Genomic DNA, 15,441 nt, shown 5'->3' with positions numbered 1-15,441 from the left:
CGGTCGCGGTCCAACTGACGGAAGCATCCCATGTACGCACACGACGATTTCGAACCCGATCACAGCACGTCCCCGACCGGCCATGCCATCGAAGAACTCGAACTCTACGGCTACCGCCCCTCCGAAGACGAGGCCGATCCCCGGATCACACCCGAAGATCACGTCATCCAGGGGGCAGTCTCCGACATCTTCGACGCCCTGATTTCCACCATGGCCGACACCAGCCTCGATTTCGACCTCGACGAAATCCTCTGGTCCACCGTCAACACCTTCCACCGCGCTGTCGAACGGATCGAGCGCAAGCTTGACGATAACGAGCAGACGCAGAAACGCCTTCAACGCGAACAGGACGGCAGCGAGGTTAAATCCGTCCAGTTGGAAACCCTGATCGGCGCGGGACAAAGCCTGATCGAGCGCCGTGACAGCATGGAAATCTTCCGCGAGACTGCCGCGGACATCTATCTGCGCACCACCGGAACGCCCTGGTCGCAACGCTCCGGTTCACGGGTCAACCATCGCCAGATGACCTCGGCCATGATCGACAGCCGCGACTTCATCGCCGCCAAACGCCGGGCCGACAACGAGGTGCTGTTGCCCGCCGGGCCAAAGATCGCCTTCTCGGGCGGAGACACGACTGATCACCGGACGATCTGGGCCAAGCTCGATCAGGTCCATGCCAAGCACCCGGACATGGTTCTGATGCACGGTGGATCGCCCAAGGGCGCGGAATGCATCGCGGCCACCTGGGCCAGCAATCGCAAAGTCGCGCAGGTCGCCTTCAAACCTGACTGGGCTAAACATGCCAAGGCGGCGCCGTTCAAGCGCAACGACCAGATGCTCGGCATCATGCCGATCGGGGTCATCATCTTCCCCGGCACGGGCATTCAGGACAATCTGGCCGACAAGGCTCGCAAGATGGGTATCCCGGTTTATCGCTTCGGGACCGGCAGCGCGTGAGCGCTGCCTGTTCAGCATAAGCACTACTGCAATAGCGCCAGGTCGTCCCAACGAATTCGGACATAACGGCCTGAGCGCTTTGGCAATTGCTTGCGGCTGACCATTCGCCCGGAGACCTGGAATTCCGCATTAATTTTGACCACGAGCAGCTTGCTGAAATGCCTTGATGTATCCACCATCACCACGTCTTTGCTCTTGAAAGGAGTGATGGTTTTGATCTCGACATGATCATTTTCGAGCTTGCCGTCCGAACCTTGCGCGTAGGTCTTGTTCAACTTGATGCCGTAGGTGATGGCACCGAACAGCTCACCGATGTCGCCATACACCGATAAATGCAGGCCCGTCTCCAGATGGTAGCTCTCAGCGAGTGAGATCAGGTCCTCAAAATACGGGATCATTGATCGGATGGCGTTTGGATACTTCGCTCCCCATTCCTTGTGACGAAGCTGTTCGTCAATGTCTGACCATGTCACCCATTCGCCGTCATCATAAAATGCCCGATCTGACCAATCGACTTCTGCCATAGCTTTAACCCGCATCCTTCCGCCCAACGATATGGTCATCGTAGAGGTGCAGCAGATACTGGTCCACCAGACGCATAAGCTTTCTCATTCAAACTGCGAGTTTTCGGACAGGCCTGGCCTCGAAAGCCATCGCTTCTCGCGCGGTGAGAGGAATGCTGCTATGCTGTGATTGCGCCATGGTGGTGGTGGAAGGCGCAACCGTCCAACCTTTTGCACGGAGACACCACCATGATCGTTCTCGGAATCCTCGTTTCCATCGCAGCCATCGGCACCATGTGCTGGCTGCTGTTCAATCTCGCCGTATTCGCTTTGCCGTTCTTTATTGGCCTGAATGCAGGCGCCTTGGCCTATGATACTGGGGCTGGCTGGCTCGGCGGCATCGTCGTTGGTCTTCTCGCCGCCGGTCTGACGCTGGCTGTTGGTCAGGGCCTGCTCATGCTGATCCGCCCGATGTGGGCGCGTCTGCTGATTGCTCTGGCCTTCGTCGCTCCGGCGGGAATGGCCGGATTTTACGCCACGCTCGGTATTGTCAAGCACATGATGCCCTCGGAGATATGGCAACTCATCTTCTCGGTGATCGGAGCGGTTGCGGTGGGCGTGACGGCGTTCCTGCGCGTTGCGGGCATGGCGGCAACCGACCACGCGGACGGCGGCTTTGCACGAACCTGAACCGCAATGATCCGTTGATGGCGACCAGAAGCGGATGCTGATCGTCTTCCGTCTTCGTCAGGAAAATGGTGACAGACAGCGGCCAATCACCGGATCAACCTGGGGCACAGACGCGGCCCATAGGAGCGCAGGACGGTCGGCACCAGCGCGTGCAGACTGACGGAAACCCGCGGGTGGTGGCATGCCGGTGGAACAGGCCGGAAGCAGAGATGCGCATGATCTGAGACGCAGGGTGACAGGAAAGGCCGGTGTTGCCGGTCAGGTCATCCTGATGGAGCCTCAAGGTTGCCACATCTCCGTTCAGCCCCCGTGTCTCGACCACTCCAAACGGCCTCTTCAATGGCCTGATCTGGCCGAAGAGCAGCGCGATGCGCTTCGACCGCTTTAGCGCAACAGCGTCGTCACAACTTTCTTCCCCTGACGGCAGAGCCGCCATTCCGCGCGGAACAAGAAAGTTCCTCCTGTGCTGTCCAGCCCCCGAGGGGGTGCGCCAGCGTTCGTCTCCGGCCGGTCGATCGCCATAGAGGCCGCAATGGTGCGGGCTCGGAAACGGAAAACGGAGACTTAAAATGGCAACCATCGGCACCTTCAAGAAGACCGGCTCGAACGAATTCACCGGCGACATCGTCACCCTCAGCGTCCAGGCCAAGGGCGTGCGCATCATCCCCGACCTGCGCGCTACCGGCGAAAACGCCCCCAGCCACCGGGTTCTGGTCGGCCGCGCCGAGATCGGCGCCGCCTGGTCCAAGCGCTCCAACGAGGGCCGCGACTATCTGGGCCTCAAGCTGGACGATCCGAGCTTCAACGCTCCGATCTACGCCAACCTCTTCGATGACGAAGAAGGCGAAACCTTCTCCCTCATCTGGTCCCGCCCCAACGGTCGCCGCGGCGACTAAGGCGCGGCACAAAGGCCCCGACCGCAAGGTCGGGGCCTTTCTCATGTCCGCGGGAAAGTCGTCACGCCACCGCGCCCTGTCGTGTCTGGCACGGATCAGGCGCTTAGGATCGGGATGATGGTTTTGACATGGGCGTCGATGCGCTCCAGCACGGGCGGCGGGACCACTTCGCGCTCCGGCAGTGTCCACCATTTCGTATCAATGCGTTTCACCGTCTCGACAACGGCCTTGAGCACGGCTGGCTCGGGAAGCCTTGCCCGATTGGCAAACGTCTTCCAGCGGGCCGGGGCCAAGCCCTTGAAGGCCCGCTCGCCGCCCAGAGACAGCGCCAGCCCATCTGCCGGAATATAGGGCACGGTCGAAAGCATGTCGTAGATCGGTGCTAGAGCGGGCGTGTCGCCGTCGCCCGGATAGATCAGCGACCAGTTCTTGAGGTGCATGTCGCCATTGCCCATGACCACCGAGAAGGTCAGCCGCCGGACAAACTCCAGCGCGGCGAACGGCGAGATCGCAACATTCAGCACAGAGGCGATGTCGTGGGAGGCGGCGCCATCATATTTGCGCGCCGGGTACAGGCCGAAAACCTGCGCGAAATCCTCGATATGGATGCGCTGCCCGTCTGCCCCGCGATCAAAACGCCGCACGAGCAGGACCAGCCCCTCGGCAAGTGTTTCAAACTCTTCGGGAATGCCCTCGAACTGGTCTCGGCTGACCAGTTCCCGCTCGGACACATTCATGCCGATGGCTTCGGCAAGCGCGAGGTTCGCGAACTCGTTCTCCGACACGCCCGGAAAGGCGGTCGAGGGGAATTTCGCAATATATTGGCCCTCGTCATCCCCGAGCGGCAAGGTCAGCCCGCCGCCCTTGCCGGTGTTCTTCATCACCGAGAGCTTCATCTGCACGCCTGCCAGCGAGAAGCGGGCCTTGGGCCGTCCTTGGGTTGGCGCCGCCCCGATGCCGGGTTGACCGTCACTGGGCAGCACCCGAACGGCCCCCGGCAAATCCGCACCAAGGGTGGCCAGGAGATCGAAATCATTCCCCGACCGCACATTACCCGCATGGTGCTTTTCCATCGCCTCGCGCAGCCGGTCTTCGGGCAGCAGGTTGGCAAAGAAGGGCGGCAGGCTGCCTGCGACGGGTCGCGGATCCTTGCGCAAGCCCCCTGATGCCGCGCGAAGGGATAGGCTCAGAACCGGATGGCCTCCAGTCGCGCGATAGGCCGGATCAAGGCTGAAGGCGTTGAAATCACCCGGCGTCCTGACGATCGTGCCAACCTTCGCACTGTTCAGGAACACGTCCAGCGCGGTGATGGTCTCAGCGGTACGGACGGCTGTCATCGTCGCTCTCCGGTTGCGGGCTGAAGGCCGGATGATCATCCTCGGCCTCGGGGCGCAAAAGCGCCTCGATGGCGGGCACCATTGCCTGCGGGACCAGCATCATTTCCAGCCCAAGCGCCCTGGCAATGTTGATCAATGTCGTGGTGCGCGCAGCCGCCGCCCCCGTCTCGATGTCGCGGTAGCGCGGGCGCGAAATGCCCGCAAGATCGGCCACCTGCTCCTGCGTCAACCCCGCTGCAAGACGCGCGCGGCGAAAATGGTCGCCGATCAGCCTCAGTGTTTCTTCTTCCGCCTTCATGTGATGCCTTTACGGATCATTTTTGCTGCACTGATCTGGATGGGTACCATATCCAGCGCAAAACGCAAAGAAAATGATCTCTAAACATATCACTATCATTTCCCATGGAGCGTTTAGGGATCATTCTGCGCTGGTCGGCGTTACGGCCAGCACAAGTGCTGCAATTGCGGCATACAGGCGAATCAGTCGGGCTGCATGCTCAGCCGTGCAGATAACGCCCTGACCAGATTCGACGATTTCGTATGGCGTATCGGGCGAAGACGACTAAAATAGCCGTAGTTCTGGAATGCGCGCCGGTCGCGATGGGAGGTGATCATGCATGATCACCGCTCGACAGTCGCGGGCCGCACGCGCGTTGCTGGGTTGGACGCAGGAGACGCTCGCTGACAAGGCCCGAATATCGCTGACTGCCCTGAAACGCCTTGAGTCCGAGAACCGGCTCGAGGTGTATGAGACAACGCGGGATCAGGTGCGCCGGGCGCTTGAAGCAGCAGGGATTGTTCTCCTGTCCACGGATCGCGGGCAAGGAGTGTTGCTGGTACATGGCCAAGACGAGAAGAGACACCGACAGATCCATGACGCCTGACGGGCGCGGGCGGAATCATCGATCCGCTGCGGCGGCCTGTGCTCTGTGGCGACCCCCGACATGACATCTCCGCTTCCCCCCTTCGACGATATTGCACCTGTTAGCGACGAGCTGACCGAATATGACCGCGCGCATATCAAGCTCTATATGCGGCTGCTCGATGCCGCCGATGATGGGGCGGAATGGGCCGAAGCCGTCAATGTGCTGTTCGGAATTGATCCTGTTCGGGAACCTGAACGCGCCCGGCAGGTCCATGACAGCCATCTGGGACGGGCGCGCTGGATGACACAGAGCGGCTATCGTCAGCTGCTGCGTCATCCGACAGATCGGACCTGACCTCGCCGCCGTCGCACCAGTGATGCCTTCAGAGCATCACCCCATGTCTTTGTTCTGGCTTCCATCTCGGTAGAGGCACCGCAATTCTTTCACGCTCCACCTGTGCAGTTTCAACCAGGAGCGGAGCAATGAAGCCGGATACATCCCGCTGGCGAGACCAGGACCAGTATGAATTCTACGATGCGCTGCCCGTTGAGGGCGTCGCCTGGGAATGCCTGCGCCGTAACGCGTCCTATCAGGCCTGTTTCGATGACCTTGTAGCGCAAGGCGCCGGGCATCTTCCCCTTGCGGATCACGTCCAACATCGCTGGGGGTTGCGATTTCCCGGCAGACCCCGGCTTTTCCGCGCTCGACCAACCGGTCATCTGGTCGCCTGTTGCCAATCCGGACATGCTGATGCTCGGGGCAGCGCCCGATTTTCTTCCGCCTTCTCCGTCCGCCTTATCGGTAGATCTTGCTGATGCCATCTGCGGACCAGAGGGGGTATATGGTGTCTGTGACGCCAGAGACGGCGTTCAATATCTGATCCTCGCCGACACCGATGCCAATTCGCAGCCGGCGATCATTCTGCCACTTGACGAAAATCTGCCGGATCGGCTCGAAGCCATTCTCAGGCTCTGGCACATGCTGGCCGGGAAACCCGCGCGCCGCGACCCCAGGATGACGCCGTATCAGCGCCGGCGGTTTCGCCTGATGATGCAAGCTGCCGACGGAAACGCCAACCACGCGACCTATCGTGAGATTGCCATCGCCATCTACGGAGAGGCGCGCGTTCGCGCTGAGCCGTGGAAGACATCGGCTTTGCGCGCCTCTGTCATCGCCCTTGTCCGATCTGCCGCCGCGCTGATCGACGGCGGTTATCAGGACCTTTTGCGCCATCGTCGCAAACCCTGACACTGACGTCTGATCGAGGGTGAGGATTCTACCCCTTCGATCTTCCTCATCCCCCTTGCCGCCGCGCCTTCGCCACCGTGCGCATGTCATGCCGTTGATCGTCAGCGGCATCCTGCACAACCACGGAGGCCACCCCATGCGACCTGATCTCGCCGCCTTGCCGCCACGCTACCTGCGCACCAAGGAAGCTGCCGATTTCCTCAGCCTGTCCGCGCGCACGCTGGAAAAGCACAGAACCTACGGAACGGGACCTGCCTATCACAAGCTCGGCGGCCGCGTTGTCTATTCGGTCGAGGATCTCGCAGCCTGGGTTGCACGCGGATCGGTTACCTCCACGTCGGACCCACGCGGACAGGTTCTCCCGGCGAAACCTCTGCCGCCGACCGCATTCACCTCGCCCAAGCGCATTACGCGCTGAACACGGCGGTCAGCCCTCTATGGCAGCTCGGCACCGACCCTCTTTGGAACGCGGGCAACTCGATCTGTTTCGGGCGCTACCCGGTGAATTCGCGCCACGAGACGCGCAGGACCTCATGGCCTATCCCTTCTTCTCCCTTTCCAAATCGCACCGCGTCCGCCCCATCGATTTTGCCTTGGGCAACGTCTCCATCCGTGTGGAAGCCGTGCCCGATCACGGGATGGCGACGATCTGGGACGCCGATATTCTGATCTGGGCCGCCAGTCAGATTGTTGAGGCACGGGACGCAGGTCTGCGCACGTCGCGGCTGATGGCGGCAACGCCCTACGAGATCCTGACGTTCACGGGGCGAGGAACCTCCCTGCGGGACTATCAGCGCCTGAAAGCGGCACTGGACCGCCTGCAATCAACCACAGTTGCAACGTCGATCCGCCAGCGCACCAACGGACGGCGCCATCGCTTCTCGTGGATCAACGAATGGCATGAACGAACCGATGCCAATGGCCGTCCGGACGGCATCGAGATGATCGTGCCTGACTGGTTCTACAGCGCGGTTCTGGATGACGCCCTGATCCTCACCATCGACCGGGCCTATTTCAATCTGACCGGTGGGCTGGAACGCTGGCTCTATCGCCTGGTGCGCAAACATGGTGGCCGGCAGAAAAACGGCTGGCGTTTCGATTTCCATCACCTTCACCAGAAATCGGGAAGTCTCTCGCCATTCAAGCGCTTCGCCTTCGAGCTGCGCGACATTATCCGCCGCCAGCCACTGCCCGGCTACACCCTGTTCGCCGAGGTCGAGACCGGCGGCCGGATGCTGCTCGCTTTCGAGCCTGTCCCGGCCTGTGGAAAACCTGTGGATAGTCTCGTGCTATCGGGAACCCGGACTATCGTGCCATCAGGAACCGGAGGCTCGTGCTATCGGGAACCCAAACACCTCCTATCCTTCGGTAACAAAAGCGAAAATCGCGCCCTTAACTTAGAGTCTAACACAGAATCTAACTTTGAAGAGCGGCAGCGCGATGTGGAAAAGCTCATCGCGAAGGCTGGTGCGGCCCTCAGATCGGGTGCCCATAAAGGCAAGCTGACACCCCCAAAGCAAGGATCGCCCGCGTCAACAAGCACGCCTGAACTTCCTCTCGGCAAACCGGGAGGACGGCGATGATTGTCGCGCTCCTCAATCAGAAAGGCGGCGTGGGCAAGACGACGCTGGCGCTGCATCTCGCCGGAGCCTGGGCCGCGGAAGGCAAGCGCGTCATCCTGATCGATGCCGACCCGCAAGGCTCCGCACTCGACTGGTCGGAGCGGCGCAGCGATGAAGGGCTGCCAAGGCTGTTCACCGTCATCGGACTTACCCGCGATACCCTGCACAGGGAGGCGCCGGAACTGGCGCGTGACGCGGATCATGTCGTCATTGATGGTCCGCCCCGTGTCGCTGGTCTGATGCGCTCTGCGCTGCTTGCAGCCGATCTGGCGCTGATCCCGGTGCAGCCATCGCCCTTCGACGGCTGGGCCTCGGCCGAGATGCTGGCGCTTCTGAGCGAAGCACGCATCTATCGTCCCGAGCTTGCCGCCCGTTTTCTGCTGAACCGATGCGGTGCGCGCACCATCATCGCCCGCGAAACGGCCCAAACACTAGCGGACCACGATCCACCCTTGCTGGCCACGACCATCGGCCAGCGCGTCGCCTTCGCTGAAGCCGCACAAACCGGGCGACTGGTCTCAGAGACCGATGGCGGCGAACGGGCTGCACTGGAGGTCACAGCGCTGGTGGCCGAGATCGATAGCCTCGGGCTCGGGAGGATTGTGCGATGACACGTCCACCCGCCAAATCCGGCTTCGCATCGCGTCCGGGCAATCCCGATAGCTGGGTCAGGGCTGCCGATACACCGGTAACAGGAAAGATGGCTGCCGAGGCGTTTACCGCCCGCCTGACCATCGACATCACGCCCGAGCTACGCGGGCGCATCAAGGTCGCTGCCTTCCGGCGCGGCGTCACGGTCGCCGTGATGTTGCGCGAGCTGCTGGTCCGCGAGTTTCCACCCACCGAAGGAGATCAGCCATGACCGGCAAGACCGCGTGTGCAGTGCATGAACATCCGCGGCCGGGCGGACCAGCTCCGTTCACCACATTGGTCGAACTGACCTTCCAGAAGAAGAAGGTCGAGCGCTGGATCAGGTTCGGTCACAAGAGCTTTGAGCAGATCATCGACCGCCGCTGCAGTCTGATCGGTTTTGCGCCCGAAAGCATCTTTGCCTTCGTCCGCTGGGCCTCCAACGATTACGGCACCATCGTCTCGCGGCTCGACATCCTGCGCGCCGTTGGTCGCGGCGAACCGTACCAGACCGTGCCCTTCGTTCGTCCTGGCTGCGAGATCCTGCTGCGTATTGATGGCTGGCGACAAGTCCAGCGGGTGCTGGCCCTGATTGATGCCGTGGACGCGCTTTGCATCGATCCGGCGGATGTTGCGCCGGACCATTGGCGGCACGTCCACAACCGCTTGAGTGCCGGTCAGGAACCCAACCCCTACACCCCGGAACGCCATGCCGCGTGGCTCAACCGCCGGAGGATCTGGACATGAGCCGCCGTCATATCCTCGCCGTGTCCATGCTGGCCGTCGGCACGCTTGTCGCCACAGCGGTTGCCGATCTGCCAACCCGGCTGATCTGGAACGCGACTGCCAGCGCGCCCATCGGCTTCTACACGGTTGCTCCCGCCGATACGCTCGAAATTCCAGAACTCGTCGTCATCGCGCCGCCCGAACCGCTGGAGCAGTTCATGGTCGAGCGCGGCTATATCGGGCGGGGCGTGCCGCTGTTGAAACGCGTCCTCGGCTTGCCGGGACAGCGCGTCTGCCGCAGCGGTGCGACGATCACCGTCGATAACGTCGAGATGGGCGCCGCACTGGAGCGCGACCGCATGGGCCGCGATCTGCCGGTCTGGCAGGGCTGCCGCATCATCCGCGACGGCGAACTCTTCCTCATGAATTGGGACATCCGGGACAGCCTCGACGGCCGTTACTTCGGACCTGTTCTCGCCAGTTCCGTCATCGGGCGAGCACTCCCGCTCTGGACCGATGAGGAAGGCGATGGCCGCTACGAATGGCGGGCGGCCACGCATTGAACCCACGCCAAATCCACAAACACAGGAGACATACCATGCCACAGATCGGTCAATTTGCGCGTGACGCATCCGGCTTCGCCGGTCAGCTCGTCACGCTCACCATGAAGCGCGATCTCGTTATCGTGCCCGCCGAACATTCCGATGCGGAGAATGCGCCGGACTATCGCGTCCATTTCATTGAACATGACGGGCCGGAGGTCGGTGCTGCATGGAAACGCACCGGCGAAAAGGCTGGCGAATATCTCTCGGTGCTGCTCGACGATCCCGCCCTACCGCAGCCGATCCGCGCCAATCTGTTTCGCGACGACGATGCAGGCTCGTCATGGTCGCTGCACTGGAGCCGCCCGCGGCCCCGCGAAGATCGGGACTGAGATCATGCGATCCCGCGCCCTTCTTCTCTTCACGGCCCTTCTGTCGGCTGGCAGCGGCTCGATGCCGGCCATGGCGCAGGTCACGCCGCAACCCGCGCCTGTTACCGCGCATCCCCATGCTGCTTTCATTGCAGAGGCGTCACGGCGTTTCAGCATTCCAGAGCACTGGATTCGGGCCGTGCTGGGTGTGGAAAGCGCGGGCGATGTGCGCGCCATTTCATCGGCGGGCGCGATGGGACTGATGCAGGTCATGCCCGATACCTGGGCGGGCCTGCGCAGCCGCCATGGCCTCGGGCGCGATCCTTACGATCCGCGTGACAACATCCTCGCAGGTACGGCGTATCTGCGGGAGATGTGGGACCGCTATGGCAATGTCGCGGCCATGCTTGCCGCCTACAATGCCGGTCCCGGTCGCTATGACGAGCATCTGGCGACAGGTCGCACTTTGCCCGCAGAAACACGCGCCTATGTCGCCACGCTCGCACCTGTTCTCGGCAGGGCGACTGCGCCTGATGTGCCGACCATCGTGCCGCCGCCGCCACCGGATTGGCGCGAAGCCCCGCTCTTCGTTGCGCAATCCGGCGGCATTTCAGCGGCGGTTAATCAGCCATCGAGCGACATCCACGCAACCGCTTCTCTGCGCGATCCCGCCGTTCAGGAGCCGCAGGACAGCGGCATATTCGTGGCCCTTGCGAGCGATGGCGACAAGCCATGAGCATGGCGTTTACGCGCTCGTTCGGTCCATTTCCGGTGTGCAGTCAGGCTTGGGTGCGCCTGGCAGCATTCCCGGCAGGAAGGGCAAAAAGGGAAGGAAAGGCGGAGGGCAAGATTAAAGAAGACGGCACCATATGGGGCCGCTTCTGGAAATTGTTGTTGTCTGCACACTGGTTAGGTGGCCGGTTCCGGCACCATGGTTTTGAGGGGCCGCGTGCCGCGATTTTGCGCAAAGCCTTGGCTTTGCAGGGTTTCGAGCGGCACCATAGGCGCAGATCGGCCGTTTTTCGGCGATTTGGGCTGGAGTCGCGCCCTTGAGCGCCGACGACGAAAACCGCTTCCGTCCGAAGCCCGGCCGCATCCGATCCGACACGCCGAAGGCCGGCAAGACCAAGAGCTTTTTCACGCAGGTCAGGAAGATCACCCGCCAGCATCAGGCGGCAGCCTCACGCGATCCTTCCATGCCGTCATCCGCGCGCCCGTCATCGCCGGGGCGGTCTCGCGCCATGGCCGCCAGCGGCAAGGGCGTGAAGCGCGGCCGGGGCGCGAGCTTCGTGCGCGCCCGGAACATATCCGGCAACTGGCATCATCGCCAGCCGGGCAGCCGCCGCGTGATCGTCAAGCAGCGCAGCGTCCGGGCCGCATGGAAGGGCGGCCGTGCCCGCGCGCATCTGCGCTATGTCCAGCGTGACGGAACCTCGCGCGACGGCGAACGCGGCCAGCTCTATTCGGCGCATGAAGACCGCGCCGATGGCGACGCCTTCCTTGATCGTGGTCAGGATGACCGCCATCAGTTCAGATTCATCGTCTCGCCCGAGGATGGCGCGGAGCTGTCGGACCTCACGGCCTACACCCGCGATTTCATGAAACAGGTGGAAGGCGACCTCGGCACGAAGCTGGATTGGGTTGCCGTCAATCACTACAACACCGGCCATCCCCATGTGCATGTCATCGTCAACGGCCGCGATGATACGGGCGGGGATCTAGTCATCAACGGCGACTATCTCGCCAACGGCCTGCGCGAGCGCGCCAGCGAGCTTGCCAGTCTGGAACTCGGCCCCGTTACCGAGATTGAGCAGACCCGCAAGCTGTCCGCCGAAATCGACCAGGACCGTTTCGCCCGCATCGATCGCGCCATGGCCGAGGAAGCCGATGCCCGTTTCGTCGACCTGCGCCACGAGCCGGCAGCGCCGAGGCGGCAGTTCGAGCGAACGCTACGCCTGCGCAGGCTCGCCAAGCTGGAGAAGATGGGGCTGGCGACCGAGCACGCGCCCGGTGTTTGGGAATTGAGCAAGGACATGGAACCGGTCTTGCGCGAGTTGGGCGAGCGGGGCGACATTATCCGCACCATGCACAAGGCGCTTGGGCCGCAGGGCGGCGAACGCGATCCCATGAGCTTCCAAATCCATGACGGAGCGCCCGAGACGCCCATCGTCGGCCGCGTCGTGGACAAGCACCTGTCCGACGAGCTGGGCGAGAACCTGACAATCGTGGTGGACGGGATCGACGGCCGCGCACACCACATTGCCGGCATCGCGCCCGAGCGGCTGGAGGACGCCCGCATCGGCAGCGTCGTCCAGATCGGCCCGGCCGAGGCGGCAGCCCGACCGTCCGACCGCACCATCACCGCCATCGCCGAGGACGGCATCTATCGGCCGAGCCGTCATCTGGAGCAGGCGAAATTCGAGGGCCGCGTTCCCGGCGGCGACTATGAGGGCTATATCGATGCCCATGTCCGGCGGCTGGAGGCGCTGCGCCGGGCCGGCATCGTCGAGCGCATCGACGCCGACCAATGGCGCATCCCAGATGATCTGGTCAGCCGCGCGGCTGATTACGATGCCGGCCGCGACCGGCAGGCAAGCGTTCGCGTGCTTTCCCCGGTTGATCTGCAAAGGCAGATACGTTCGGACGGCGCGACATGGCTGGACCGGCGATTGGTCCATGGCGAAACGGCCGACCTTGCGCCGACCGGCTTCGGGCAACAGGTCCGCGAAGCCATGGACCAGCGCCGCGAGCATCATATCGAACAGCGCGACGCCACGCGCAACAGGGACGGCCGCATCTTCTACCGGCGCAATCTTCTCGCCACCCTGCGCGAGCGGGAAGTTGCGCGCGCCGGTGCGGAGATGGCCGAGGGCAAGGCGCTGCCGTTCCGCGCCGCCAAGGATGGTGAGAGTGTCAGCGGCAAGTTCACCGGGACTGTCCAGCTAACGAGCGGCAAGTTCGCCATCGTGGAAAAGAGCCACGAGTTCACCCTTGTCCCGTGGCGGCCGATCATCGACCGCCAGCTCGGCCGCGAGGTCGCGGGTATCATGCAGGGCGGTTCGGTGTCGTGGCAGGTAGGGCGGCAGCGGGGGTTGGGGCTATAGGAGTCAACGATACCGCATTGCAACGCAACAACTAATTCGATAAGAGCTGCTATTCAATTTCGTAATCGTGGAGCCATCAGCATGGGAAATTCCAAGTCAGCAGACAAGTAAGCCGCAACATCAGAATTGTTGTTGCGGCGCTCTGTAAGACCAATCCCATCTGATTGCTGACGAGCAGACGCTGCCCGGTATCCTTAATCGAGCGGTTGATTCGTCATGACCACCACACGCCCCGCGTGGGCCTATACGCTGCCGGCAGCCTTGCTGCTTATGGCTCCCTTCGACATCCTCGCGTCGCTGGCGATGGATATTTATCTTCCAGTCGTTCCGGCGATGCCGGGCGTCCTGAACACGACTCCATCCATAATCCAACTCACGTTGAGCTTCTACATGGTGATGCTCGGTGTGGGCCAAGTGATCTTTGGGCCACTCTCCGATCGCGTCGGGCGACGGCCGATCCTGCTTGTAGGCGCAACGGCTTTCGTTGCTGCGTCTCTGGGAGCGGCTTGTTCTTCAACTGCATTAGCCTTTGTTGCGTTTCGTCTGGTTCAGGCAGTTGGAGCATCGGCCATGCTGGTGGCCACCTTCGCGACCGTGCGCGACGTATATGCCAATCGTCCCGAAGGTGCCGTCATCTACGGCCTTTTCAGTTCGATGCTGGCGTTCGTGCCTGCGCTCGGCCCTATAGCCGGTGCGCTGATCGGCGAGTTTTGGGGATGGCAGGCGATCTTCATCACACTGGCTGCACTGGCTTCGCTCGCACTCTTAAACGCCAGTTTCAGGTGGCATGAAACCCGACCGTTGGATCAGGCCAGAACGCAACGATCTGTTTTGCCGATCTTCGCGAGTCCGGCCTTTTGGGTTTACACAGTCGGATTTAGTGCCGGCATGGGCACATTCTTCGTTTTCTTCTCGACAGCCCCCCGTGTTCTCATAGGCCAAGCCGGCTATTCCGAGATCGGATTTAGCTTGGCCTTCGCGACTGTCGCGCTGGTCATGGTCACGACAACCCGCTTCGCAAAGTCCTTCGTTGCCAAATGGGGTATCGCGGGATGCGTAGCGCGCGGGATGGCGTTGCTCGTTTCCGGCGCGATCCTGTTGGGGATCGGCCAACTTTTCGGATCGCCGTCATTTTTCAGCTTCATCCTGCCGATGTGGGTTGTCGCGGTCGGCATTGTCTTCACGGTGTCCGTTACCGCCAACGGCGCACTTGCGCAGTTCGACGACATCGCTGGATCAGCGGTTGCGTTCTACTTCTGCATCCAAAGCCTGATAGTCAGTATCGTCGGGACATTGGCGGTGACGCTGTTAAACGGCGATACAGCGTGGCCCGTGATTTGTTACGCCACGGCAATGGCAGTGCTGGTGTCGTTGGGGCTGGCGCTCCTTCGATCCCGTGATGCTGCCACCGAGAAGTCGCCAGTCGTCTAGCCGACGACTGGAAGCAAGCCCGCTCCGATGCGGCGCAATAATCATCGAAACCTTGTGAATGGCGGTATCCTGTCCGGCAAGATACCGCTCATTTCCCTTGTCCCGTGGCGGCCGGTCATCGACCGCCAGCTCGGCCGTGAGGTCATCGGCATCGTGCAAAGCCGATCGGTGTCGTGGCAGTTGGGGCGGCAAAGGGGCATAAGCCTCTAATCTGTTGTAGATGAACGCAGCCGCTCGAAACCAGCGATGAGGCTGTCGAGTCCGAAGTTGAACGCAGCATCCATGCCGTCTGTTTCCAACTCGTGAAACAGATCGTGCAGGAAGGACGACGGTGCTTGCTCGGACACATCTGGCCTGTCCGGAACTCTCTCATCGGCATCAGATGCCTGCTGCTCGAGAACGGAACCGACCACATAGTGACTGACCGCCCGGAGCGCCCAAACAGCGTGCTTCGGACCAAAGCCCGCCGCGCAGAGAAAGCGTATTTGTGTCTCGGCAGCGCCAAAATTCGGTTCTGT

20 protein-coding genes and 2 pseudogenes are annotated in these 15,441 nt (G+C 62.0%); 18 read left to right on the top strand and 4 right to left on the bottom strand.

The window, feature by feature from the left end:
* Window positions 1-30 precede the first annotated feature (30 nt).
* A complete protein-coding gene (locus tag P7F60_RS18795) occupies window positions 31-957 on the top strand; it encodes a DUF2493 domain-containing protein (protein ID WP_038146396.1) in 927 nt (308 codons plus the stop codon).
* Window positions 958-980: 23 nt separating this feature from the next.
* Here P7F60_RS18795 and P7F60_RS18790 read toward each other — a convergent pair whose 3' ends face one another.
* The gene (locus P7F60_RS18790; RefSeq protein WP_038146393.1) at window positions 981-1,481 is read right to left on the bottom strand and encodes a hypothetical protein; all 501 of its coding nucleotides are present in this window, start codon (window positions 1,479-1,481) and stop codon (window positions 981-983) included.
* A 228-nt stretch (window positions 1,482-1,709) separates the two neighbouring features.
* Here P7F60_RS18790 and P7F60_RS18785 point away from each other — a divergent pair, with 228 nt between their 5' ends.
* A complete protein-coding gene (locus tag P7F60_RS18785) occupies window positions 1,710-2,150 on the top strand; it encodes a hypothetical protein (RefSeq protein WP_038146389.1) in 441 nt (146 codons plus the stop codon).
* 569 nt (window positions 2,151-2,719) lie between these two features.
* On the top strand, window positions 2,720-3,046 hold the full coding sequence (locus P7F60_RS18780) for a DUF736 domain-containing protein (protein ID WP_038146388.1): 327 nt from the start codon (window positions 2,720-2,722) through the stop codon (window positions 3,044-3,046).
* Window positions 3,047-3,141: 95 nt separating this feature from the next.
* Here the strand turns inward: P7F60_RS18780 and P7F60_RS18775 are convergent, their stop codons facing one another.
* On the bottom strand, window positions 3,142-4,383 hold the full coding sequence (locus tag P7F60_RS18775; protein ID WP_277919234.1) for a HipA domain-containing protein: 1,242 nt from the start codon (window positions 4,381-4,383) through the stop codon (window positions 3,142-3,144).
* Window positions 4,361-4,681, bottom strand: coding sequence for a helix-turn-helix domain-containing protein (locus tag P7F60_RS18770; RefSeq protein ID WP_009450556.1), 321 nt, complete (start codon window positions 4,679-4,681; stop codon window positions 4,361-4,363). The genes P7F60_RS18775 and P7F60_RS18770 overlap by 23 nt, the downstream gene beginning before the upstream one ends.
* Window positions 4,682-5,000: 319 nt before the next feature.
* Between P7F60_RS18770 and P7F60_RS18765 the strand changes: the two genes are divergently transcribed.
* From P7F60_RS18765 to P7F60_RS18695, 15 genes and pseudogenes are all read left to right on the top strand, one after another.
* Complete coding sequence (locus P7F60_RS18765; RefSeq protein WP_020818551.1) at window positions 5,001-5,267, top strand: helix-turn-helix transcriptional regulator; 267 nt, start codon at window positions 5,001-5,003, stop codon at window positions 5,265-5,267.
* Window positions 5,268-5,327: 60 nt separating this feature from the next.
* Window positions 5,328-5,603 (top strand): DUF2285 domain-containing protein, encoded by a 276-nt coding sequence (locus P7F60_RS18760; protein ID WP_020818552.1) that lies wholly within the window; start codon window positions 5,328-5,330, stop codon window positions 5,601-5,603.
* A gap of 128 nt (window positions 5,604-5,731) precedes the next feature.
* Window positions 5,732-6,064: a DUF6499 domain-containing protein gene (locus P7F60_RS18755; protein WP_231958351.1), complete on the top strand. Its 333-nt coding sequence runs from the start codon at window positions 5,732-5,734 to the stop codon at window positions 6,062-6,064.
* Window positions 5,994-6,497, top strand: coding sequence for a DUF2285 domain-containing protein (locus P7F60_RS18750; RefSeq protein WP_024899155.1), 504 nt, complete (start codon window positions 5,994-5,996; stop codon window positions 6,495-6,497). The genes P7F60_RS18755 and P7F60_RS18750 overlap by 71 nt, the downstream gene beginning before the upstream one ends.
* A gap of 136 nt (window positions 6,498-6,633) precedes the next feature.
* Window positions 6,634-6,915 carry a helix-turn-helix domain-containing protein gene (locus tag P7F60_RS18745; protein ID WP_010336149.1) on the top strand — a complete coding sequence of 94 codons (282 nt, stop codon included), beginning with the start codon at window positions 6,634-6,636 and terminating at the stop codon, window positions 6,913-6,915.
* 19 nt (window positions 6,916-6,934) lie between these two features.
* On the top strand, window positions 6,935-8,080 hold the full coding sequence (locus P7F60_RS18740) for a replication initiator protein A (RefSeq protein ID WP_277919233.1): 1,146 nt from the start codon (window positions 6,935-6,937) through the stop codon (window positions 8,078-8,080).
* Window positions 8,077-8,730 (top strand): ParA family partition ATPase, encoded by a 654-nt coding sequence (gene parA, locus P7F60_RS18735; protein ID WP_066700619.1) that lies wholly within the window; start codon window positions 8,077-8,079, stop codon window positions 8,728-8,730. The genes P7F60_RS18740 and parA overlap by 4 nt, the downstream gene beginning before the upstream one ends.
* Window positions 8,727-8,981, top strand: coding sequence for a hypothetical protein (locus P7F60_RS18730; RefSeq protein ID WP_015740153.1), 255 nt, complete (start codon window positions 8,727-8,729; stop codon window positions 8,979-8,981). Before parA ends, P7F60_RS18730 begins: the two co-directional genes overlap by 4 nt.
* On the top strand, window positions 8,978-9,496 hold the full coding sequence (locus P7F60_RS18725) for a DUF2840 domain-containing protein (RefSeq protein WP_277919232.1): 519 nt from the start codon (window positions 8,978-8,980) through the stop codon (window positions 9,494-9,496). Before P7F60_RS18730 ends, P7F60_RS18725 begins: the two co-directional genes overlap by 4 nt.
* Window positions 9,493-10,038, top strand: a complete 546-nt coding sequence (locus P7F60_RS18720) for a S26 family signal peptidase (protein ID WP_015740155.1) — start codon at window positions 9,493-9,495, stop codon at window positions 10,036-10,038. The genes P7F60_RS18725 and P7F60_RS18720 overlap by 4 nt, the downstream gene beginning before the upstream one ends.
* A gap of 35 nt (window positions 10,039-10,073) precedes the next feature.
* Window positions 10,074-10,409, top strand: a complete 336-nt coding sequence (locus tag P7F60_RS18715; protein ID WP_010336155.1) for a DUF736 domain-containing protein — start codon at window positions 10,074-10,076, stop codon at window positions 10,407-10,409.
* Window positions 10,410-10,470: 61 nt separating this feature from the next.
* Entirely contained in the window at window positions 10,471-11,124 is a 654-nt protein-coding gene (locus tag P7F60_RS18710; protein ID WP_277919491.1) for a lytic transglycosylase domain-containing protein, read from the top strand.
* A gap of 460 nt (window positions 11,125-11,584) precedes the next feature.
* Entirely contained in the window at window positions 11,585-13,492 is a 1,908-nt protein-coding gene (locus P7F60_RS30835) for a DUF3363 domain-containing protein (RefSeq protein ID WP_347276877.1), read from the top strand.
* Between the two features lie 216 nt (window positions 13,493-13,708).
* The gene (gene floR, locus P7F60_RS18700) at window positions 13,709-14,923 is read left to right on the top strand and encodes a chloramphenicol/florfenicol efflux MFS transporter FloR (protein WP_033945809.1); all 1,215 of its coding nucleotides are present in this window, start codon (window positions 13,709-13,711) and stop codon (window positions 14,921-14,923) included.
* A gap of 93 nt (window positions 14,924-15,016) precedes the next feature.
* Window positions 15,017-15,133, top strand: a pseudogene (locus tag P7F60_RS18695) (DUF3363 domain-containing protein); the annotation flags it as partial.
* Here P7F60_RS18695 and tetR(G) read toward each other — a convergent pair.
* Window positions 15,130-15,441: pseudogene (gene tetR(G) / locus P7F60_RS18690) on the bottom strand (tetracycline resistance transcriptional repressor TetR(G)); the annotation flags it as partial. The pseudogenes P7F60_RS18695 and tetR(G) overlap by 4 nt on opposite strands.

Source organism: Rhizobium sp. YJ-22 (assembly GCF_029601685.1).
GTDB lineage: Bacteria > Pseudomonadota > Alphaproteobacteria > Rhizobiales > Rhizobiaceae > Metarhizobium.
This window is presented reverse-complemented; position numbering and strand designations above follow the sequence as displayed.